The organism is Paracoccus methylarcula, from assembly GCF_003007735.2.
GTDB classification, from domain to species: Bacteria; Pseudomonadota; Alphaproteobacteria; order Rhodobacterales; family Rhodobacteraceae; genus Paracoccus; species Paracoccus methylarcula.
This window is the reverse complement of the sequence record NZ_PXNQ02000007.1, coordinates 22,186-41,277: the sequence shown is the minus strand read 5'-3', so window position 1 is coordinate 41,277 and position 19,092 is coordinate 22,186. Positions and strand designations below refer to the sequence as shown.

The 19,092-nt window shown below is 65.1% G+C and carries 20 protein-coding genes; 6 read left to right on the top strand and 14 right to left on the bottom strand.

All coding sequences use genetic code 11. From position 1 onward, the window contains the following. Nucleotides 1–6: 6 nt before the first annotated feature. From A7A09_RS11960 to uxaC, 10 genes are all read right to left on the bottom strand, one after another. The gene (locus tag A7A09_RS11960) at nucleotides 7–249 is read right to left on the bottom strand and encodes a hypothetical protein (RefSeq protein WP_148043650.1); all 243 of its coding nucleotides are present in this window, start codon (nucleotides 247–249) and stop codon (nucleotides 7–9) included. Nucleotides 250–326: 77 nt separating this feature from the next. After that, nucleotides 327–1,460, bottom strand: a complete 1,134-nt coding sequence (locus tag A7A09_RS11955) for a GNAT family N-acetyltransferase (protein ID WP_106691630.1) — start codon at nucleotides 1,458–1,460, stop codon at nucleotides 327–329. 247 nt (nucleotides 1,461–1,707) lie between these two features. Further along, nucleotides 1,708–3,147: a mannitol dehydrogenase family protein gene (locus tag A7A09_RS11950; protein WP_106691806.1), complete on the bottom strand. Its 1,440-nt coding sequence runs from the start codon at nucleotides 3,145–3,147 to the stop codon at nucleotides 1,708–1,710. Continuing rightward, nucleotides 3,125–3,850 (bottom strand): 2-dehydro-3-deoxy-D-gluconate 5-dehydrogenase KduD, encoded by a 726-nt coding sequence (gene kduD, locus A7A09_RS11945; RefSeq protein WP_106691629.1) that lies wholly within the window; start codon nucleotides 3,848–3,850, stop codon nucleotides 3,125–3,127. The genes A7A09_RS11950 and kduD overlap by 23 nt, the downstream gene beginning before the upstream one ends. After that, the gene (kduI, locus tag A7A09_RS11940) at nucleotides 3,847–4,671 is read right to left on the bottom strand and encodes a 5-dehydro-4-deoxy-D-glucuronate isomerase (protein ID WP_106691628.1); all 825 of its coding nucleotides are present in this window, start codon (nucleotides 4,669–4,671) and stop codon (nucleotides 3,847–3,849) included. The genes kduD and kduI overlap by 4 nt, the downstream gene beginning before the upstream one ends. Nucleotides 4,672–4,982: 311 nt before the next feature. Then, nucleotides 4,983–5,264, bottom strand: a complete 282-nt coding sequence (locus tag A7A09_RS11930; RefSeq protein WP_106691626.1) for a cupin domain-containing protein — start codon at nucleotides 5,262–5,264, stop codon at nucleotides 4,983–4,985. Beyond that, entirely contained in the window at nucleotides 5,261–6,541 is a 1,281-nt protein-coding gene (locus tag A7A09_RS11925; RefSeq protein ID WP_106691625.1) for a TRAP transporter large permease, read from the bottom strand. Before A7A09_RS11925 ends, A7A09_RS11930 begins: the two co-directional genes overlap by 4 nt. A gap of 4 nt (nucleotides 6,542–6,545) precedes the next feature. Beyond that, the gene (locus tag A7A09_RS11920; RefSeq protein WP_106691624.1) at nucleotides 6,546–7,097 is read right to left on the bottom strand and encodes a TRAP transporter small permease; all 552 of its coding nucleotides are present in this window, start codon (nucleotides 7,095–7,097) and stop codon (nucleotides 6,546–6,548) included. Nucleotides 7,098–7,152: 55 nt separating this feature from the next. Continuing rightward, nucleotides 7,153–8,136 (bottom strand): TRAP transporter substrate-binding protein, encoded by a 984-nt coding sequence (locus A7A09_RS11915; RefSeq protein WP_106691623.1) that lies wholly within the window; start codon nucleotides 8,134–8,136, stop codon nucleotides 7,153–7,155. A gap of 23 nt (nucleotides 8,137–8,159) precedes the next feature. Beyond that, the gene (uxaC, locus tag A7A09_RS11910) at nucleotides 8,160–9,566 is read right to left on the bottom strand and encodes a glucuronate isomerase (RefSeq protein ID WP_106691622.1); all 1,407 of its coding nucleotides are present in this window, start codon (nucleotides 9,564–9,566) and stop codon (nucleotides 8,160–8,162) included. 81 nt (nucleotides 9,567–9,647) lie between these two features. Here uxaC and A7A09_RS11905 point away from each other — a divergent pair, with 81 nt between their 5' ends. Continuing rightward, nucleotides 9,648–10,358, top strand: coding sequence for a GntR family transcriptional regulator (locus A7A09_RS11905; protein WP_106691621.1), 711 nt, complete (start codon nucleotides 9,648–9,650; stop codon nucleotides 10,356–10,358). Nucleotides 10,359–10,674: 316 nt separating this feature from the next. Here the strand turns inward: A7A09_RS11905 and pgeF are convergent, their stop codons facing one another. The 3 genes from pgeF to lgt are packed head-to-tail and all read right to left on the bottom strand — an operon-like array spanning nucleotide 10,675 to nucleotide 13,365. After that, nucleotides 10,675–11,439 carry a peptidoglycan editing factor PgeF gene (gene pgeF, locus A7A09_RS11900; RefSeq protein ID WP_106691620.1) on the bottom strand — a complete coding sequence of 255 codons (765 nt, stop codon included), beginning with the start codon at nucleotides 11,437–11,439 and terminating at the stop codon, nucleotides 10,675–10,677. Next, nucleotides 11,423–12,481, bottom strand: a complete 1,059-nt coding sequence (locus A7A09_RS11895) for a class I SAM-dependent methyltransferase (RefSeq protein ID WP_106691619.1) — start codon at nucleotides 12,479–12,481, stop codon at nucleotides 11,423–11,425. The genes pgeF and A7A09_RS11895 overlap by 17 nt, the downstream gene beginning before the upstream one ends. Further along, a complete protein-coding gene (gene lgt / locus A7A09_RS11890) occupies nucleotides 12,478–13,365 on the bottom strand; it encodes a prolipoprotein diacylglyceryl transferase (protein ID WP_106691805.1) in 888 nt (295 codons plus the stop codon). Before lgt ends, A7A09_RS11895 begins: the two co-directional genes overlap by 4 nt. Before the next feature lie 117 nt (nucleotides 13,366–13,482). Between lgt and A7A09_RS11885 the strand changes: the two genes are divergently transcribed. Continuing rightward, a complete protein-coding gene (locus A7A09_RS11885; RefSeq protein ID WP_106691618.1) occupies nucleotides 13,483–13,734 on the top strand; it encodes an accessory factor UbiK family protein in 252 nt (83 codons plus the stop codon). Here A7A09_RS11885 and A7A09_RS11880 read toward each other — a convergent pair. Beyond that, on the bottom strand, nucleotides 13,722–14,030 hold the full coding sequence (locus A7A09_RS11880; protein ID WP_106691617.1) for a DUF6476 family protein: 309 nt from the start codon (nucleotides 14,028–14,030) through the stop codon (nucleotides 13,722–13,724). The genes A7A09_RS11885 and A7A09_RS11880 overlap by 13 nt on opposite strands. Here A7A09_RS11880 and A7A09_RS11875 point away from each other — a divergent pair. The 4 genes from A7A09_RS11875 to A7A09_RS11860 all read left to right on the top strand — a co-directional run bounded on the left by A7A09_RS11875 (nucleotide 14,029) and on the right by A7A09_RS11860 (nucleotide 18,835). Then, on the top strand, nucleotides 14,029–15,054 hold the full coding sequence (locus tag A7A09_RS11875) for an RluA family pseudouridine synthase (RefSeq protein ID WP_106691616.1): 1,026 nt from the start codon (nucleotides 14,029–14,031) through the stop codon (nucleotides 15,052–15,054). The two genes, A7A09_RS11880 and A7A09_RS11875, sit on opposite strands and share 2 nt — an antisense overlap. Nucleotides 15,055–15,216: 162 nt before the next feature. Next, complete coding sequence (gene rpoH, locus A7A09_RS11870) at nucleotides 15,217–16,125, top strand: RNA polymerase sigma factor RpoH (protein WP_106691615.1); 909 nt, start codon at nucleotides 15,217–15,219, stop codon at nucleotides 16,123–16,125. Between the two features lie 200 nt (nucleotides 16,126–16,325). Further along, nucleotides 16,326–17,348, top strand: a complete 1,023-nt coding sequence (locus A7A09_RS11865) for a hypothetical protein (protein WP_106691614.1) — start codon at nucleotides 16,326–16,328, stop codon at nucleotides 17,346–17,348. Nucleotides 17,349–17,422: 74 nt separating this feature from the next. Continuing rightward, the gene (locus A7A09_RS11860) at nucleotides 17,423–18,835 is read left to right on the top strand and encodes an amidase (protein WP_106691613.1); all 1,413 of its coding nucleotides are present in this window, start codon (nucleotides 17,423–17,425) and stop codon (nucleotides 18,833–18,835) included. The last annotated feature ends 257 nt before the right edge of the window (nucleotides 18,836–19,092 follow it).

Sequence of the window (19,092 nt, the reverse complement as noted above, 5' to 3'; positions counted from 1 at the left end):
GAAACCTTACGTCGGGCCCATCTGGCCGATCGCGGCGAAGATGGCGGCGAAAATCACCCCCCAGAACAATGCGTTCCACCAGAACGGCTTATGCGGTCCGAACAGCGCCCGGTTGGGATCACGGCCGATGCCCTGACGGAATTTCTCCTCGCGCTTGGCAAAGCCCCTGCGCTGCGCGGGCGATCGGGTCGCAAGGGCGAGCAATGGTCCGGCAACGATGCCCACCAGGATTGCAAAGAGGGTCATCATGATCGAATGCTCCATCCGGCCTTTGAACATCTTTCGGAAATCACGCGGAACTGCAAGCGGAACAAGTTACCGCAGCACTACCCGTCCTTGCGGAACGGCCCCCAATCGGCGAGCATCTCGATCTCTTCGCCCATCGCCTCGCGCTCCTGCTCCAGGTAATCGGCCACCGCGCGCAGGAAGCCCTCCTCGCGCAGCCAGTGCAGCGAGTGGATCTCGACCGGCAGGTAACCGCGGGCAAGCTTGTGCTCGCCCTGCGCGCCTGCCTCCACGCGGGACAGGCCCCGCGCGATGGCGTAGTCGATGGCCTGGTGGTAGCATAGCTCGAAATGCAGGAAGGCGTGATCCTCGACACAGCCCCAATAGCGGCCATATAGCGCGTCCGGGCCGATGAAATTCAGCGCCCCCGCGATGGGTTGCCCGTCGCGTTCGGCCAGCACCAGCAGGACATCGTCGCGCATGGTCTCTTGCACGAGGTCGAAAAACTGGCGGGTCAGGTAGGGCTGGCCCCATTTGCGATTGCCGGTGTCCTGGTAGAATTCCCAGAAGGCGTCCCAATGGCCGGGCCGCAAATCGTCGCCGGTCAATTGCCGGATGGTGCCGCCAAAACCCTGCGCGCGCTGACGTTCCTTGCGGATCGCCTTGCGCTTGCGCGATGACAACTCGGCCAGGAAGGCGTCGAAACTGTCGTAATCGCGGTTGAGCCAGTGGAATTGCTGGGTGACGCGCGGCAGGAACCCGGCCTCTTCGCCCAACTCGGCCTCTTCCGCGGTGCAGAAGGTCACATGTGCGCCGGAACAACCGGCGCGTTCGGCGACCTGCGCCATCCCCGACAAGAGCGCCTGCCGCACCGCCGGATCGGGCGATAACAGGCGCGGCCCGGTCACCGGCGTGAAGGGCACCGCGCATTGCAGCTTGGGATAATAGCGCCCGCCCGCCCGCAGATAGGCCTGCGCCCATGCGTGATCGAAGATATATTCCCCCTGGCTATGCGATTTCGCATAGAGCGGCGCGGCGCCGACGATCCGCCCGTCGCGTTCGACCGTCAGGTGGAGCGCCTGCCAGCCGCTGCCCGGCCCGACCGATCCCGATTGCTCCAGCGCGTCCAGGAAACGGTGGCTGGTAAAGGGATGATCGCCGGCCAGCCCGTCCCAGGTATCGGCGGGTATTTCCGAGATGGCGGCATGGGTGGTCAGGGTGAGGGAAGCATTCATGCGGTGAAACTAGGCATTCCGGCGGGATTTGTCAGGGGGCGAATGCGTGGGAACGGGGCAATTGTCATCGCCCCGTCGCAAAACCTCCCTACGCGCCGCATCCCTGTGTCGGCCCGCCGAAAAATTCAGCAATCCGTCAAACCGCCTCGCCCGTCGCAATATTTTTGCGGGCGATCTCGTGACCGGCAGGAGCGATACCCTTTCCGGTCAGGATCGCCCCATCATCGGCCGGGTCGAGGACCGGGGCTCAGCCATTCGCGCGCTCCCTGATCATCGCCCTTGCGCCCTTTTCGACCAATCCCGACAATGCCGCCGTCAGGTCATCGGCAAAGCCCGCATCCTCGCGCAAGACCGGGGGAAAGACCTCGGCCAGCGCAAGAAAGCCTTGCACGGTCCGGGCCGGCTCCTCCTGCCACAATTCGGCCAGCCGGGGCGCGAGCGGGTCCTTGACCTCGATCACCTGCCCGGCCTCGTCACGGCCCGAGACATAGCGCATCCATGCCGCGACTGCCAAGGTAAGCCCCGGCACCGCCCTGCCCGCGGCCCGCGCCTCGGCAATGGTGCCAAGGATCCGCTGCGGCAGTTTCTGGCTGCCATCCATGGCGATCTGCCATGTCCGATGCCGGATCGCGGGATTGGCATAGCGCTCATGCAGCGCATCCGCGTAAGCCGCCAGATCGACGCCGGGGGGCGGGGTCAGCGCGGGAATGATCTCGCCCTGCCACAACCCCCGGACGAATGCCGAGAAATCCGGATCGGCGACCGTGTCGGCGATGGTCTCGTATCCCGCGAGATAACCCAGATAGGCCAGCGAGGAATGGGTGCCGTTCAGCATCCGCAGCTTCATATGCTCGAAAGGCGTCACATCCTCGACCATCTGCACGCCGACCGATGCAAGGTCGGGGCGGGCGTCATCGACGAAACGATCCTCGACGACCCATTGCCGGAACGGCTCATGCATCACCGGGGCCTCGTCGCGCGCGCCCGTCAATGCCTCCAGCCGGTTCAGATCAGTGGGGCTGGTTGCGGGCACGATCCGGTCCACCATGGTCGAGGGAAACGCGCCCTCGGCCTCGATCCAGTCGGCCAGCGCCGGATCGATCAGCCGGGCAAGCTCCAGCACCACGCCCCGCACGACATGACCGTTTTCCGGCAGGTTGTCGCAGCACAGCACGGTGAAGGGCCGCAGCCCCGCCGCCCGCCGCGCCTGCAAACCCCGCACGAGAAAGCCCGGAGCGGTTTTCGGCAGCGGCTCGGCCAGGTCGTGGCGGATATCGGGATGCTCGCGGTTCAGACGCCCGGTCGAGGGTTCATGGCAATAGCCCTTCTCGGTCACGGTCAGGCTGACGATCTTCACCTGCGGTGCGGCCATCGCGTCCAGCACCGCCTGCCGGTCCTCGGGCGCGACGAGCACCTCGCGCAGCACGGAGACAACCTGCGGCTTCTCGCCTTCGGGGCCAAGCTCCAGCGCGGTATAGGCCCAGCCCTGCGGGCGCAGCCGGTCGCGCGTGCCGGGGGATTGCAGCGACACGCCGGTGATGCCCCAATCGCCGCCGGATTTGGCCATTGCCTCGGCGATATAGATCGCGCCATGGGCACGGAAGAACGCGCCGAGCCCCAGATGCACGATGCCTGCGGGCGAAGCCGAGGCTTCACGGTAAAGCCTATCTCGCAAGCCATCCTCCATCGACATTCAGCACCGCCCCGTTGACGTAATCCGAGGCGGACGCGGCAAGAAACACCGCCGTCTGCCCGATATCCTCGGGCCTGCCCCAACGACCCGCCGGGATCCGATCCAGGATCGCCTGCGAGCGATCGGGATCGGCGCGCAGGGCCTGCGTGTTGTTCGTCTCGATATAGCCCGGCGCGATCGCGTTCACATTGAGCCCCCGCGCCGCCCATTCATTCGCCATCAGCTTGGTCAGCCCCGCCACGCCATGCTTGCTCGCCGTGTAGGAGGGCACGCGAATGCCGCCCTGGAAACTGAGCAGCGACGCGATATTGACGATCTTGCCCCGCCCGCGCGGCAAGGCCGCACGCGCGAAAGCCTGGCAGGTGAAGAACAGCGCCTTGAGATTGACATCCATGACATCGTCCCAATCGACCTCGGAAAACTCAGCCGCGTCCTCGCGCCGGATGATGCCCGCGTTGTTCACCAGGATATCGATGCGCTCACCGGCAAAGACATCCCTCGCCGCCATTGGATCGGTGAAATCCAGGCGCATGGCCCGGCCCGAGCCCATCAGCGCCAAGGTCTCGTCGCAATCGCGCCGCCCGGCGGCGATCACCTCGGCCCCGGCCTGCGCCATGGCCACGGCAATCGCCTGCCCGATCCCGGTATTCGCGCCGGTCACCAGCGCAACCTGTCCGTCCAACGAAAAGGGATTCACCGCAAATCCTCCGGCTGGATGAAGTCCATATCCGTGTAATCCACGTTATCGCCCGCCATCGCCCAGATGAAGGTATAGCCGCCGATCCCCGCGCCGGAATGGATCGACCATGTCGGAGAAATCACCGCCTGCTCGTTGGCGACGAAAAGATGCCGCGTCTCCTGCGGCTCGCCCATCAGGTGCAATACCCGCGATTCGGGCTCCATGCCGTGATAGAGATAAGCCTCCATCCGGCGGTCATGCACATGGGCGGGCATGGTGTTCCAGACCGAGCCATCCTCCAGCGTCGTATAGCCCAGCACAAGCTGGCAGCTTTCCATCACCAGCGGGTGGATGAACTGGCGGATGGTCCGCTTGTTCGAGGTCTCGACCGCGCCCAGCCTGACCTCTTTCGCCTCATCCACCGTGACCAGCCGGCAGGGCAGTTCCCGATGCGCGGGGGCCGAGGTGATATAGAACCGCCCCTCGCCTGAAAACGTCACCGCGCCGGAGCCCATGCCGAGGTAAAGCACATCGCCATAAGCCATGTCCCAGCCCTGCCCGGCCGCCTCGACCCGGCCCGGACCGCCGATATTGACGATCCCCATCTCGCGCCGGTCGAGGAAATTCGGGGTCTTGGTTTCTTCGATCCGGTCCAGCGTCAGGGATTTGTCCCCGGGCACGGCCCCGCCGACCACGAAACGGTCGTAATGGGTGTAAACCAGCCGGATCTCGCCATCCGCGAACAGCCCCTCGGCCAGGAAATGCTGGCGCAGCGTGGCAGTGTCCATGGCCTTGGCATGTTCGGGATGGATCGCGTGGCGGGTTTCGACATGGGTCATGTTGGCTCCTGTAACTTGGCAGAATTCAAATGTGGCGGATCAGATGGACGGACAGAGCCGTGCAGCGCCCGGCTGCGGATGGGCGCATGACGGCTTGTGGTCAGCGTTTTATCGTGCAGCCCCGGATGAAGCCCAATCCGCAGGACAACGTCACCAAAGCGCCCGTCCGTCGTGCTTTGCACGCAGAGCGTGACGGGGCGGCCGGGCGCTGCGCGGCGGCCTGTTGGGCCTTGATTCCGCGCAGGGACATAGCGGTGACGCAGTAGGTGATCCGGAAGAATCGAGGTCATTTCAAAACCATCCCGCACCCTTCACAAAAAATCGTCGCGGCGCGGGGTGAAATTGTCGATCAACTCCCCTTCCTCAAGACACAGGCAGCCATGCTCGGTGCCCGGGGGGACCGTGAAGGCATCGCCCGGCCCGACCTCGAATTCGCGGCCATCCATGGTGAAACGGAAACGGCCCGAGCGGACATAGGTCGATTGCACATGCGGATGGCTGTGCAGCGCGCCTTGGTCGCCTGCCTTGAAGGCAAAGCGGACGACCATCAATTCGGGCGCATGGGCAAGGACGGTACGGATTGGATCGCTCATCTGAACACCGAGGGAAGCCAGAGGGAAAGGGCGGGAATGTAGGTCACCAGCATCAGGGTCAGGAATGCCGCGCCATAGAAGGGCCAGATCGTGCGCATCGCCTGCCAGATGCTGATCTTGCCGACCGCGCAGCCGACGAACAGCACCGCGCCCACCGGCGGCGTGCACAGCCCGATGCCAAGGTTCAGCACCAGGATCACCCCGAAATGCACCGGATCGACCCCGAAAGCCTGCGCCACCGGCAAGAAGATCGGCGTGGTGATGACGATCAGCGGCGACATGTCCATGAAGGTGCCCAGGATCAGCAGGATCACGTTCATCAAGAGCAGGATCACCAGCGGGTTGTTCGAGACGTTCTGCAGGAACTCGACCAGTTGCGCCGGCACTTTCATATAGGCCAGCAGCCAACCGAAACAGGCCGCGCAGCCGATGACCAGCAGCACCATCGCGGTGGTGCGGACCGCGCCCTTGGTCGCCTCGACGAATTCGCTCCATGGCAGGCTGCGATAGACCAGCGCGGTGATCAGCAGCGCATAGACCACCGCGATATTCGAGCTTTCCGAGGCGGTGAAAAAGCCCGAGCGCACCCCGCCGAAGATGATCGCGATCAGGATCAGGCCGGGCAGCGCCGAGACGAACAGCACGCCCATCATGCGCAGGCCGGGGAAAGGCTCGGTCGGGTAGCCCTTCTTGCGGGCGACCCACCAGGCGGCGATCATCAGCGCCAGCGCCAGCAGCATCCCCGGAATGATCCCGGCGGTGAACAGGTCGGCGATGGACAGCCGTCCGCCCGCGGCGATGGAATAGATGATCATGTTATGCGAAGGCGGGATCATCAGCGCAATGATCGAGCTGACAACGGTGATATTCACCGCATAGTCAACATCGTATCCGCGCTTCTTCATCTGCGGCACCATCAGCCCGCCGACAGCCGAGGCATCGGCGGCGGCGGAACCCGACACACCGCCGAACATCAGCGAGGCGATGATGTTCACCTGCCCCAGCCCGCCCCTCAGATGACCGACCACGCTGCCCGCCAGCGCCACCAGCCTGCGGGCGATATCTCCGCGCACCATCAGGTCGCCGGAATAGATAAAGAAGGGAATGGCCATCAGCGCAAAGACCGAGATCCCGGAATTCAGGCGCTGGAACACCACCACCGGCGGCAGGCCAAGGTAGAGCACGGTGAAAAAGCTGGCCGCGCCAAGGCAGAAGGCGACCGGCGTGCCGATCAGCAGCAGCCCGGTGAAACTGCCGAAAAGAATCCAGTATTCCATCGGTTCACGCTCCGTTTTGCCGGTCGGATTCCGGCAGGTCGTCATCGGCATTGTCGCCAAAGCGCAGGGTGCGCAGCCCCGCCGCGCGGCGCAGGATGCGCTCGATCGAGAACAGCATCAGCAGCACGCCTCCGGCCATCAGCGGCGCGAAATCCCATAGCCGCGAAATGCCAAGACCGGGGATGTCGCCACCCGCCGCCTTGGCGGCCAACTGCCCGCCGAACCAGGTCATGCCGAATCCAAAGGCCACGACCACGATATCCGAGAGGCTGTGAAACCATGCCCGCCAGCTTTCCGGCACGATCATCAGGCCGACGTCGAAAGACAGGTGGTAACCCTCCTTCACGCCGACCGCCGCACCGAGAAAGATGAACCAGCCCATCAGCATGACGCTGGCCGGTTCTGCCCAGAACAGGCTGCTGCCCAGAAGATAACGGAAGCAGACCTGCGCAAAGACGAATGCCGTCATCAGCACCAGCCCCACGCCCGCGGTCCACAGCCCGGCCCGGGCCAGCGCACCGGTCCATCCGGCCAGTCTTACCAACGCGTCACGCATCACCTGCCCTCCGATGGGAATGCTGCCCGCGGGAAACCCGCGGGCAGCGCCTCGATCACTCGGTTTCCTGGATCCGCTTGACCAGGTCCTGATCCTCGGGCGTGGTCACGTATTTCTCGTAAACCGGCACCATCGCCTCGATGAAGGGGGTCTTGTCGATCTCCTTGATCACCTCGGACCCGGCCTCGACCACCTTCTCCTCGGAAGCCGCTTCCTGATCGGCCCAGAGCTGGCGCTGCAGATCCGCCGAATTCCGGGCGGCCTCGCGCATGATCTCCTGGTCCTCGGGCGACAGCTTGTCCCAGGTCATTTTCGAGACGGCGACCAACTCAGGCACCATCAAATGCTGGTCCAGCGTGAAATATTTCGCCACCTCGGCATGGCCCGAACTGTCATAGCTGGGATAGTTGTTCTCGGCCCCGTCGATGACCCCGGTCTGGATCGCCGAATAGACTTCGCCATACGGCATCGGCGTGGCATTGGCGCCAAGCGCGTCCATCATGTCCACGAAAACATCGTTCTGCATGACGCGGAACTTCATCCCCGCCAGATCCTCGATCGACTCGATGGGCTTCTGCGAATTGTAGAAGCTGCGCGCCCCGCCATCGTAATAGGCCAGCGCAACGAGGTCGTGCTCCTCGAATTTCGCGCCCACCTCTTCGCCGATGGGACCGTCGAGGACGTTATGCATATGCTCTTCCGAGCGGAACAGGTAGGGCAGCGAGAAAAGCTGCGTCACCGGCACGATATCGTTGAACGTCCCGAAAGAGGCGCGGACCATGTCGATCACCCCGAACTGGGTCTGCTCGATCGTGTCCTTTTCCTCGCCCAATTGCGCCGAGGGGAAGACCTCGATGCAGATCCGGCCCTCGGTCTTTTCCTTGACCTCCTCGGCCATCGCCTTGACGCCCTCGACGGTCGGATAACCGTCGGGATGGGTGTCCGATGACCGCAGCGTCATCTCGCATTCCGCAGCCGCAGCCGTCGCCAGCGCGGCGGATGCCAGCAATCCGGCCAGTGTCGTCGTCAGGAATTTCATCTCGTTTCCTCCCTCTGTGAAGTTCAAAGCCTGTAGGCCCGTTTCGCGAGCTCATATGCCAGGTCACGCGCCAGCTCATGCGCCTCGTCCTCGGCCAGCCGCCCGGTCGCGACCAGCGTGGCAAGGTAGGCGCAATCCACCCGCCGCGCGACATCATGCCGGGCGGGGATCGAACAGAAGGCGCGCGTGTCGTCGTTGAAGCCGACGGTATTGTAGAAACCCGCCGTCTCGGTCGTCATCTCGCGGAAGCGGCGCATGCCCTCGGCGCTGTCGTAAAACCACCATGCCGGGCCAAGGCGCAGGCAGGGATAGACCCCGGCCAGCGGCGCCAGTTCGCGCGAATAGGATGTCTCGTCCAGCGTGAACAGGATCACCGTCAGCTCAGGCCGCATCCCCACCGCGTTCAGCAGCGGGCGCAGCGCCGTGACGTAATCGGTGCGGCCGGGAATATCGAACCCCTTGTCGCGCCCGAACATCGCCATCACCTGACCGGAATGATTGCGCCGCGAGCCAGGATGGATCTGCAGCACCAGCCCGTCCTCAAGGCTCATCCGCGCCATCTCGGTCAGCATATGGCCGCGGAAGGCATCCGCCTCTTCAGCCGAGCATTCCCCGCGCAGTGCCTTCTGGAACAGCGCCGCCGCCTCGGCCTGCGGCAGATCCTCGGTCCGGGCCGAAGGATGGCCGTGATCGGAAGATGTCGCGCCGAATTCCTTGAAATAGGCCCGCCGCGCGCGATGGGCATCCAGGTAACCCTGCCATGTCGCGGTATCGAGGCCCGTCTGTTGCCCCATCAGTGCGACATTGCCCGCGAAACCGTCCATCTCGGGATCGATCACGCCATCGGGACGATAGGCGGTGATCACCCGCCCGTCCCAATCCGACTCGCGGATCATCCGGTGCCAGCGCAGATCGTCGGTCGCCGCCTCGGTCGTGGCGATCGCCTCGATGCCGAAACGCTTGAACAGGGCGCGCGGGCGAAATTCCGGCTTGGCGAGGCAATCGGCGATATGGTCGTAATACCAATCCGCCGTTTCCGCCGTCAGCCGCCGGTCGATCCCGAAGACATGCTGGAAGGAATGGTCCAGCCAGATCCGCGAGGGCGTGCCCCGGAACAGGTGGTAATGACCTGCAAAGAGCCGCCAGATCCTGCGCCCATCCGTCTCGACCGGGCCACCATCGGCGCGCGGCACGCCCAGATCGGCCAGTTCCACCCCCTGCGAGCAAAGCATGCGGAAAACGTAATGATCCGGCGTCACGAAAAGCTGGGCGGGATCGGGAAAGGCCGCGTCCTCGGCATACCAGCGCGGGTCGGTATGGCCATGCGGGCTGATGATCGGCAGGTCCCGGATCTCGGCATACAGCCCGCGCGCCAAATCGCGGGCGCGGCCCTCGGCAGGAAACAACCGGTCCTCGTCCAGCAATGCCATGCGTCCTCCCCGACTCACTTGCCCTTGTTCGAGTCTGCTAATATGCTAGTTTACAAGTTGGGTCAACCGGAGCCACTCGCCATGCCGTCACGGAACATCTCGCCCCATCGCGGATTGCCGACACTGGACGACCTGCGCCCGCGCACGGTGACCGACCAGATCTTCGAGGAATTGTACAAGCGCGTGATCGATCTCAGCCTGCCGCCCGGAACCAGGCTGTCCGAGGCCGAGGTTGCCGCGAAGATAGGCGTCTCGCGGCAGCCGGTCCGGGATGCGTTCTATCGCCTCTCGCAACAGGGCTTCATCGAGATCCGCCCGCAGCGCGCCACCATCGTCACCGCGATTTCCGAGGAATCGATCCTGCAGGCGCAATTCATCCGGCTGGCGCTGGAGACCGCCTGCCTGCGCAAGGCCGCCGAGCGGCTGACAAAGGATCACCTCGCCGCGCTGGACGAATTGGTCGAACGGCAGGAGGTGGCGGTCAAGGCCGACCAGCGGGCCGAGTTCCACGCGCTGGACGACCAGTTTCACCACGATATCTGCGCCTATACCGGCCTGGAATTCGCCTGGACGCTGATCAAGGAGAACAAGGGCCACATGGACCGGGCGCGCTACCTGTCGCTGTCCTTCGGCGCGTCGATTGCGCTGGCCGAGCATCGCGAGATCCTGGCGGCTCTGCATGCCCGCGATGCCGACCGCGCCGTCGCGGCCTGCGAAAGACATCTTGGCCGGATCGCCGAGATCTTCCCGCGCCTGCGCGCCGACAACCCGGACGCTTTCGGCAAGGGGTAGAAAGCGGAACCGTGAGGCGTGCTTCCTTGCGTCCCGCAATGGCCGGGGGGTTGCCTGCCCCCGTCGCCGGCTGGTTCTCGAACCAGTGGCGTCCCAACCCACGACCCCCGGGGATATCTCCATGAAGAAGAAGAGTATCGGAGGGAGAAAGAGGCTTGGGCCTTCCCGTGATCCGGATCCTGCTTGCAGCTATTTATTCCATGGTGGAAGCAATTATCCGCATGTTCAAAAGATAATGCGCCAAATGGAAATAATCCCTGCACCCTGCCGCTCGAAATCACGGCCAGAGCCGCGCAACGCCCGCAGTTCTTGCGACCTATAGCGTGATGACAGAGATCAGCCGCCCGTAATCCACCTGCCCCTCATGCGTGGAGCGGCGATAGCTGAAGAAGCGCTCGGGATCGGAATAGGTGCAATGCCCGGACCATTCCGCCTCGACACCTGCCCCGCGCAACCGCGACAGGCCGAAGGATGGCAGGTCGAACATCGGACGGCCATTCGGTCCGCCGCTGAAAAACCGTGCATGATCCGGGTCCTCGGCAAGGAAATCCTCCATGAAATCCTCGCCGACCTCGTAGGCGCGCTGGCTGATCGTCGGGCCGATCACCGCCCGGATTTCCTGCGCCCCAAGCGCCCGCATGGCCTCGACCGTCGCTTCGATGATACCGCCCAGGGCACCGCGCCATCCGGCATGGCAGGCCCCGATGATGGCGGCCGCCGGATCGGCCAGAAGGATCGGCTGGCAATCCGCGGTCAGCACCGCAAGAGCGATGCCATGCTGCTTGGTGACCAGCCCGTCGGCCTTGATTTCACTTATTTTCTGCAGATCGTCGCCGGCCTCCAGCGTGACCACATCCGCCGAATGCACCTGGTTGACGCTGGCCAGCCGATCCACCGGCACGCCCATCGCCTCGGCCACGCGCGCCCGGTTCAGCGAAACCATGTCGCCCTGATCGCTGCTGCCGCGCCCACAGTTCAGCCCCGAGAAGAGCCCCGAGGAAGCCCCGCCCTTTCGCGTGAAGAAACCATGTCTCACATCGGCAAGCAAAGGATTGGTCAGGATCTCAAGCGTCGTCTGCATGATGCCTCAGCGCGTCAAACCCGGGCACCGGCGGCGCCCCTTTCGGCCAGATGGCCATCGCCTTGAACAGGTGACCCATTTCGTCCCGGCTGGTCAAGCGCCGAAGCGCATCCATCGCGCCCTCGTCCCCCGCCTCTGCCAGCCGACGCGCCCGTGCTTCGGCGCCGAGCGACAGCAGCCAGTCGCCCTGATGCAGCGGGCGCGACACCTCTGCCCCGGCCCGGATCGCCGCCGCGGCCAGGGGCGCGAAATCGACATGCGCGGTCAGATCGGCCTCGCCGGGATGAGCTAGGGGATCCTCGGGCGCATGCGCCCGCAGGGCCTGGAACGTGTCGCCATAGCCGTTCCAGCCGCCGTAATCGACGATGATCGCCGCCCCGCCATGTGCCGCGATCCGCCGCGCTATCGCCCCGGTCACGGCAACCGCTGCCGGGCAATCCTCGACGATATCGCCGATCCGCCCCGCGCGCGGCAGATCGACCGGCGGAGCAAGCCCCATGCGCAGCCCGTCCTTGTCCAGCCCGACGACCCGCTCGGCCCAGCCTTCCTCGACCCGCTGGAATTGCCGGATCGGCAGCGCATCGAGAAATTCATTTGCCATCAGGAACAATGAACTATCCGGCAATTCCTCGATTCCATCGAGATGCCGGACATTGCCCAGCTTCTCGCGCTGAAGGCCACGCAGGTGAGCGGATGCCTCGATCAGCATCACATCGGCGGCCTCGGCCATTCCCGGCACTGCCCGCATGGCGCGCAGCATATCCGCCATCAGCGTGCCGCGCCCCGGCCCCGGCTCGGCCAGCGTGAAGGGCGCGGGACGGCCCTGATCCATCCATGCCTGCGCCAGCGACAGGCCGCATAACTCGCCGAAAATCTGCGAGATCTCCGGCGCGGTGGTGAAATCCCCTGCCTGTCCGAAAGGATCGCGGGTGGCGTAGTAACCGTAACGGGGATGGAGCAGGCAAAGCTCCATGTAATCGGCCAGCGTGATCGGCCCGGTGGCCCGGATACGCTGCACGATGATCTCGGCCAGCGGGGTCATGCGCCGGTGGCGACCGGGGCACGACGCCATGCGCGAAGGATGAAGAACAGCCCGATCAGCAGCATCGGCAGGGACAGGACCTGCCCCATGGTCAGCCCGATCACAGGCCCGCCGAGAACATGGCCAAGCGGGTTCTCGGGCGTGATGAACTGCGCATCGGCAAGTCGGAACAATTCCACGAATATGCGTGCAAGCCCGTATCCGGAAAGAAAAATTCCGAATGCAAGCCCCGGACGGCGCAGCCCGCCTGCCCGCACCACCGCCCAGAGAACCAGCCCCAGAAGCAGCCCTTCCAGCCCGGCCTCGTAAAGCTGGCTTGGATGGCGAGCGCAGAGCCCCTCTATGCCGGGGCAGGATTGCGCGGCCTCGCCGGGGAAGATCACCCCCCAGGGCAGATCGGTCGGACGCCCCCACAACTCGGCATTGATGAAATTGGCGACGCGGCCAAAGAACAGCCCGATAGGCGCGACCACCGCCATCGCATCGGCCAGGCGAAGCGGGGGAATGCCGCGCGCCCGGCAGAACAGCCATGAGGCGACGATCACCCCGGCGAAACCGCCGTGAAAGCTCATCCCGCCCTGCCAGACCTTCACGATCTCGACGGGATTGGCGAGGTAATAGCCCGGCTCGTAGAACAGCACGAAGCCCAACCGCCCGCCGAAGATCACGCCAAGGATCACCCAGGTCAGCAGGTCATCGACGGCCTCGCCCTTCATCGGCGCCTTGTCGCCCCAGATGGCATCGCCCCGCATCATCCGGACCATGATCCGCCAGCCGATCAGCAGCCCCGCCAGATAGGCCAGCGCATACCAGCGCAGGCTCAGGGGAAACCCGCCGATATGGATGGTGAAAATCTCGGGCGATATGTCGGGGAAGGGGATCATGCTGCCTCTGGGCCGGTTGTCGGGGCGCACGCTAGCGCCGCGCCCGGCAGTGTCAATATTGAACCCCGGCGCGGCGCGGCCCATATAGGGGGCAAGCAAAGCAAGGGATCAGGCTAAATGACCACGCAGAACAAGTTTTTCGACGATGTCTCGCAATTGATGACAAATGCGATGGGTGTGGCCCAGGGTGCCAAGACCGAGGCAGAGACGGCGATGAAAGGCTGGATCGACCGCTGGCTGGCCGATCGCGACTTCGTGACCCGCGAGGAATTCGACGCCGTGCGTGACATGGCCATCAAGGCCCGCACCGAGAATGCCGAATTGAAGGCAAGGCTGGACGCGCTGGAGGCCGGGCGTCAGGGCGACTGAACCCGGTCCTTCAGGCTGCCCTCGCGATCGTAGAGCAGCACCTCGCCGCCATCCGTGACCACCACGATCCAGTCCCGGGCGAAGGTGACGGCCTCGGCCGTCGCGCCCTCGGGCAAGGCGATGCTGTCGGGCAGCTCGGGCAGCATCGGCTGGCCCATCCTTATCCACAGCAGGGCGACGATCGCCACGATGCCGAAACCCATCACCAGCGTCAGCCCGGTGACCAGCATTTTCAGGAAGCGCAGTTCGGGAACCGCTTTCGCTGCCTCTTTCCAACCGCTATCATCATCGCTCATGTCGAACCTTGTTATCACCATCCCGGCCAATCCGCCTGAGCGGCTTGATAAGGCCCTTGCGCTGGCAGTGCCAGAGGAAGCGGCGCTGTCGCGGTCCCGGCTTGCCCGGCTGATCGCCGATGGCGCGGTCAGCGGGCCGGGCGGCGTGGCGCGGGACGGCAAGGCGAAAGTGGCCGAGGGGCAGGAATACCGCATCATCCTGCCCGAGCCGGAACCCGTCGAGACCCGGCCAGAGGCGATTGCACTGAACATCGCCCATGAGGATGACGACCTGATCGTGATCGACAAGCCCGCCGGGATGGTCGTCCATCCCGCGCCGGGCTCGCCCTCGGGGACGCTGGTCAACGCGCTGCTGGCGCATTGCGGCGAGACGCTTTCCGGGATCGGGGGCGAACGGCGCCCCGGCATCGTGCACCGGATCGACAAGGATACCTCGGGCCTTCTGGTCGTGGCGAAATCCGACCGCGCCCATCACGGCCTCGCCGCGCAGTTCGAGGCGCATAGCGCGCAACGCCGCTACCTGGCGCTGGCGCATGGGGTGATCGATGCCGCCGATCCGCGGCTGCGCGGCACCCCCGGTGTCAGTTTCGAGGATGGCGGCGTGCTGAAGATCACCTCGCGCCTGACCCGCCATGCCACGGACCGGCAGAAACAGGCGGTCTATTTCGACAAAGGCCGCCATGCGGTGACGCGGGCACGGATGGTCGAAAGCTTTGGCCGTCCTCCTTCCGCCATGCTGGTCGAATGCCGGCTGGAAACCGGACGCACCCATCAGATTCGCGTCCACATGGCCCATGCGGGGCTGGGCCTGATCGGTGATCCGGTCTATGGCGGAGCGCGGCGGGCATCGGTCAAGGCGCTTGGCGAGGCGGCCCAAGCGGCGGCCGCGTTCCCCCGGCAGGCGCTGCATGCCGCGCATCTGGGCTTTGAACATCCGGTCAGCGGTGCTATGATGGAGTTCGACAGTCCGATCCCCGCCGATATGCAAACCTTGCTGGACATGCTGCGGCTCGCGAAGTCTTGACATGAACGTGAACCGTTCCCACGTTACCATTCCGAAAAATCCAGCCAGAATAATTTTCAAGCTCGAACATGCCCCTTGCCGGGCAGGCGCAGTCACCCTTCGCATCGCGGAACCGTGATCGTCCCGTCTGCGTTATCTTTATCTCTGCGAAAGGCCACCGATATGGCTAATTATGGCAATCTCCCCGCCCCCAGTCCCGAACAGGGCCTGAACCGCTATCTTCAGGAAATCCGCAAGTTTCCCCTGCTGGAACCCGAAGAGGAATACATGCTGGCCAAGGCATGGGCCGATCACGAGGATTCCGCGGCCGCGCACAGGCTGGTGACCAGCCATCTGCGGCTCGCCGCCAAGATCGCCATGGGCTATCGCGGCTATGGCCTGCCCCAGGCCGAGGTGATCTCCGAGGCCAATGTCGGGCTGATGCAGGCGGTCAAGCGTTTCGATCCCGAAAAGGGCTTTCGACTGGCCACCTATGCGATGTGGTGGATCCGCGCCTCGATCCAGGAATATATCCTGCGGTCATGGTCGCTGGTGAAGATGGGCACGACCAGCGCGCAGAAGAAGCTGTTCTTCAACCTGCGCAAGGCCAAATCCCGCATCGGCGCGCTGGAAGAGGGCGATCTGCGCCCCGACCATGTCGCCCAGATTGCTCATGACCTGAACGTGACCGAGCGCGAGGTGACCGAGATGAACCGCCGCCTCTCGGGCGGTGACGCCTCGCTGAACGCGACGGTCGGCTCGGCCGATGGCGATTCGACGGCACAATGGCAGGACTGGCTTGAGGACGAGGACGCCAACCAGGCCGAGTCCTATGCCGAATCCGAGGAACTCGACACCCGCCGCCAGATGCTGATCGAGGCGATGGACGTGCTGAACGACCGCGAAAAGGACATCCTGATGGAGCGCCGCCTGCGCGACGATCCGATGACGCTGGAAGACCTGTCCAGCCGCTACGACGTCTCGCGCGAGCGGATTCGCCAGATCGAGGTGCGCGCCTTTGAAAAACTGCAGGACCGGATGCGGATCCTGGCGCGCGAAAAGGGCATGCGGGTGCCCGAAACCACCGAATGAGGATCGCGCGCGCCCCGACGGGGCGCGCCGCCCGCCCTGTCCTGTAAAAGTATAATTTATTCATCCTGCTATCGATCATCCATGATGTGATTTATCGGATGATTCCGGCTTCACCTCCCCCTGTCCGGGCGACTGCCAGGCATTGACCAGCCCCGTCACCGCGTTATGGTCATGGAAAACAACAGGCATGACCCGATCCCATGACGGCGCTGACGGAATTCGAACGCCTGGAGGCGCAGGGCTCGTGGCGCGAAACGCCCGAGGCGCGGCTGCGCGAGGTGATCGTATCGGTAGGCGACGCGACGCTCACGCTTTCGGATCCGAAATCCGACCGGCCGCTGTCGCATTGGTCGCTGCCCGCCGTGACCCGGCTCAATCCCGGCAAGATCCCGGCAATCTACAGCCCCCGCGCCGATGGCCCCGACGAGACGCTGGAAGTGGACGATCCGCTGATGATCGACGCGATCGAGCGGGTCCAGCGCGCCATCGCCTTGCGCCGCGCCCATCCGGGACGGCTCAGGGGCGTGCTCATGCTGATCGCGGCGCTGGCCATGGCGGCGGCGGCGGTGATCTGGCTGCCCGACGCGATGACCCGCCACGCCGCCAGGATCGCCCCTCCGGCACAGGCCCATGCGATCGGCAAGGCGGTGCTGGCCGATATCACCCGCAGCACCGGCGCCACCTGCGAACGCAGCTCGGGACGGGCGGTGCTGGACTGGATCGCCCCCAGGCTTATCGCCGAGGGCGCGGAAATCCATGTCGTCCCCGCGCCCGTCAATGGCGCCCGCCGCCTGCCCGGCCAGGTCTATGTCCTCGGCAATGACATGCTGCTTACCGCCCCCGGCCCCGAGGCCGCCGCAGGCCACCTGATCGCCGCGCAGATGGCCGTCACGGAGCGGGACTTGCTGCTGGACGCGCTGGAATATGCCGGCACCGGGGCAGTCCTGCGCCTGCTGACGCTCGGCACCCTGCCCGAGGACGCCCTGCGCGGCTATGGCGAACAGCTTCTCCAGCGGTCCGCCCCGGCGCCCGGTGACGAAAGATTGCTGCGCGCTTTCGAGGAAAAGGGAATATCGAGCGAACCCTATGCGCGCTCCCTTGATCCGACCGGGCGCTCGGTCATGCCCCTGATCGAGGCGGATCCGTTCCGCGACGGCCCGCCGCCCAAGCCCCTGCTGACCGATCAGCAATGGTTGGCCCTGCAGCAGATTTGTGCAGGGTGATCCGTGCCATGGACGGGACATGCCGCACATGGGCAAAGCGCAGCACCCGATGATTCGACAGGACGGAGCCCCCGATGACCGACCCCACGCAGCTTGACGCCGACACCCTGTCCCGCGCCCTGGCCGATCGCCGCCTGAGCGCCGAAGAGGTGATGGCGGCGCATCTGGACCGGATCGAGGCGGTCAATCCGCATATCAACGCCATCGTCAGCCTGCGCCCCCGCGACGAATTGCTGGCCGAGGCGCGGCAGGCCGACCAGGGCCCCCGCAAGGGCTGCCTGCATGGCATGCCCGTCGCGGTCAAGGATCTCGCGGCGGTCAAGGGGATCCGCACCACCTGGGGCTCGCCCATCTTCCGCGATCACGTTCCGCCCGCCGATGATGTGGCCGTGGCGCGGATGCGCAAGGCCGGGGCGATCTTCATCGGCAAGACGAATACGCCCGAATGGGGGCTAGGATCGCATAGTTTCAACGAGGTCTTCGGGGCGACCCGCAACCCCTATGACCCGGATCGCAGCGCTGGCGGCTCCTCGGGCGGGGCGGCGGCGGCGCTGGCGGCGCGGATGGTGCCGGTCGCGGATGGCTCGGACATGATGGGCAGCCTGCGCAATCCCGCCGGTTTCTGCAATGTCTACGGCTTCCGGCCAAGCTGGGGGCTGGTGCCGGGCGAGCCTGCGGGCGAAAGCTTCATGTCCAGCATGGCCACGCTTGGCCCGATGGCGCGCAGCCCGCGCGACCTTGCGCATCTGCTGTCGATCATGGCCGGACCGCATCCCGCCCTGCCCTTCAGCCGTCCCGGCGGTGATTTCGCCGCCACGCTCGACGCCCCGGTGACGGGAACCCGGATCGGCTGGCTGGGTGATTGGGGCGGCGCCTATCCCTGCGAGGATGGCATCCTGCCGCTCTGCGAGACCGCGCTGGCGAAACTGCGGGAGATCGGCTGCGAGATCGTTCCCCTCGCCCCGCCCTTCCCGGCCGAAAAGCTGTGGCAAAGCTGGATGACCCTGCGCGCCTTCCTGAATGCCGGGGCGAAACGGGCGCTTTACGAGGACCCCGCCAAGCGCGCCCTGCTGAAGCCCGAAGCCATCTGGGAGATCGAGCAGGGGCTGAACCTGTCCGCCGCCGAGGTCTATGAGGCCAGCGCGATCCGCAGCCAATGGTATCGCCGCGCCGCCCGGATCTTCGAGCAGGTGGATGCCATCGCCCTGCCCACCGCGCAGTTCTGGCCCTTCCCGGTCGAATGGCGCTGGCCCGAGACCGTGGGCGGCAAGCCCGCCGACACCTATCACCGCTGGATGGAAATCGTGGTGCCGGTCAGCCTTGCCGGGCTGCCCTGTCTCTCGGTGCCGGTCGGATTCGGCGCGAATGGCCTGCCGATGGGGATGCAACTGGCCGGAGCGGCAGGCAGCGACGCGGCGATCCTGCGCTTGGGACAGGCATGGCATGAGGCGACCGGCTGGACGGATCATCTGCCGCCCGGGCTATAGAGCGTAGCGGGGTTTGCGTCCCGCGATGGCCGGGGGCTGCCTGCCCCCGTCGCCGGCTGGTTCTCGAACCAGTGGCGCCCCAGCCCGCGACCCCCCGGGGATACTTTCATGAAGAAGAGAGCAGTTCGGGTTTTCCGGCGCGATCCGGATTCCGTCGGCGGCCATATATTCCATTTGGGAAACAATCAGGCGCGTTGTCGAAAGATTATGCGCCAAATGGAAACTGTCCCTACGCCTCGATGCACGAAATCGCCGTC

What these genes read in the sequence shown, in the direction of transcription:
- A7A09_RS11880 (WP_106691617.1), bottom strand. Translation starts at nt 14,030, where the DNA reads ATGAGCGATGATGATAGCGGTTGGAAAGAGGCAGCGAAAGCGGTTCCC.
- lgt (WP_106691805.1), bottom strand. Translation starts at nt 13,365, where the DNA reads ATGATCCCCTTCCCCGACATATCGCCCGAGATTTTCACCATCCATATC.
- A7A09_RS11930 (WP_106691626.1), bottom strand. Translation starts at nt 5,264, where the DNA reads ATGAGCGATCCAATCCGTACCGTCCTTGCCCATGCGCCCGAATTGATG.
- A7A09_RS11865 (WP_106691614.1), top strand. Translation starts at nt 16,326, where the DNA reads ATGACGGCGCTGACGGAATTCGAACGCCTGGAGGCGCAGGGCTCGTGG.
- rpoH (WP_106691615.1), top strand. Translation starts at nt 15,217, where the DNA reads ATGGCTAATTATGGCAATCTCCCCGCCCCCAGTCCCGAACAGGGCCTG.
- A7A09_RS11955 (WP_106691630.1), bottom strand. Translation starts at nt 1,460, where the DNA reads ATGAATGCTTCCCTCACCCTGACCACCCATGCCGCCATCTCGGAAATA.
- uxaC (WP_106691622.1), bottom strand. Translation starts at nt 9,566, where the DNA reads ATGGCATTGCTGGACGAGGACCGGTTGTTTCCTGCCGAGGGCCGCGCC.
- pgeF (WP_106691620.1), bottom strand. Translation starts at nt 11,439, where the DNA reads ATGCAGACGACGCTTGAGATCCTGACCAATCCTTTGCTTGCCGATGTG.
- kduI (WP_106691628.1), bottom strand. Translation starts at nt 4,671, where the DNA reads ATGACCCATGTCGAAACCCGCCACGCGATCCATCCCGAACATGCCAAG.
- A7A09_RS11920 (WP_106691624.1), bottom strand. Translation starts at nt 7,097, where the DNA reads ATGCGTGACGCGTTGGTAAGACTGGCCGGATGGACCGGTGCGCTGGCC.
- A7A09_RS11925 (WP_106691625.1), bottom strand. Translation starts at nt 6,541, where the DNA reads ATGGAATACTGGATTCTTTTCGGCAGTTTCACCGGGCTGCTGCTGATC.
- A7A09_RS11960 (WP_148043650.1), bottom strand. Translation starts at nt 249, where the DNA reads ATGATGACCCTCTTTGCAATCCTGGTGGGCATCGTTGCCGGACCATTG.
- A7A09_RS11860 (WP_106691613.1), top strand. Translation starts at nt 17,423, where the DNA reads ATGACCGACCCCACGCAGCTTGACGCCGACACCCTGTCCCGCGCCCTG.
- A7A09_RS11950 (WP_106691806.1), bottom strand. Translation starts at nt 3,147, where the DNA reads ATGGAGGATGGCTTGCGAGATAGGCTTTACCGTGAAGCCTCGGCTTCG.
- A7A09_RS11875 (WP_106691616.1), top strand. Translation starts at nt 14,029, where the DNA reads ATGTCGAACCTTGTTATCACCATCCCGGCCAATCCGCCTGAGCGGCTT.
- A7A09_RS11905 (WP_106691621.1), top strand. Translation starts at nt 9,648, where the DNA reads ATGCCGTCACGGAACATCTCGCCCCATCGCGGATTGCCGACACTGGAC.
- A7A09_RS11885 (WP_106691618.1), top strand. Translation starts at nt 13,483, where the DNA reads ATGACCACGCAGAACAAGTTTTTCGACGATGTCTCGCAATTGATGACA.
- A7A09_RS11895 (WP_106691619.1), bottom strand. Translation starts at nt 12,481, where the DNA reads ATGACCCCGCTGGCCGAGATCATCGTGCAGCGTATCCGGGCCACCGGG.
- A7A09_RS11915 (WP_106691623.1), bottom strand. Translation starts at nt 8,136, where the DNA reads ATGAAATTCCTGACGACGACACTGGCCGGATTGCTGGCATCCGCCGCG.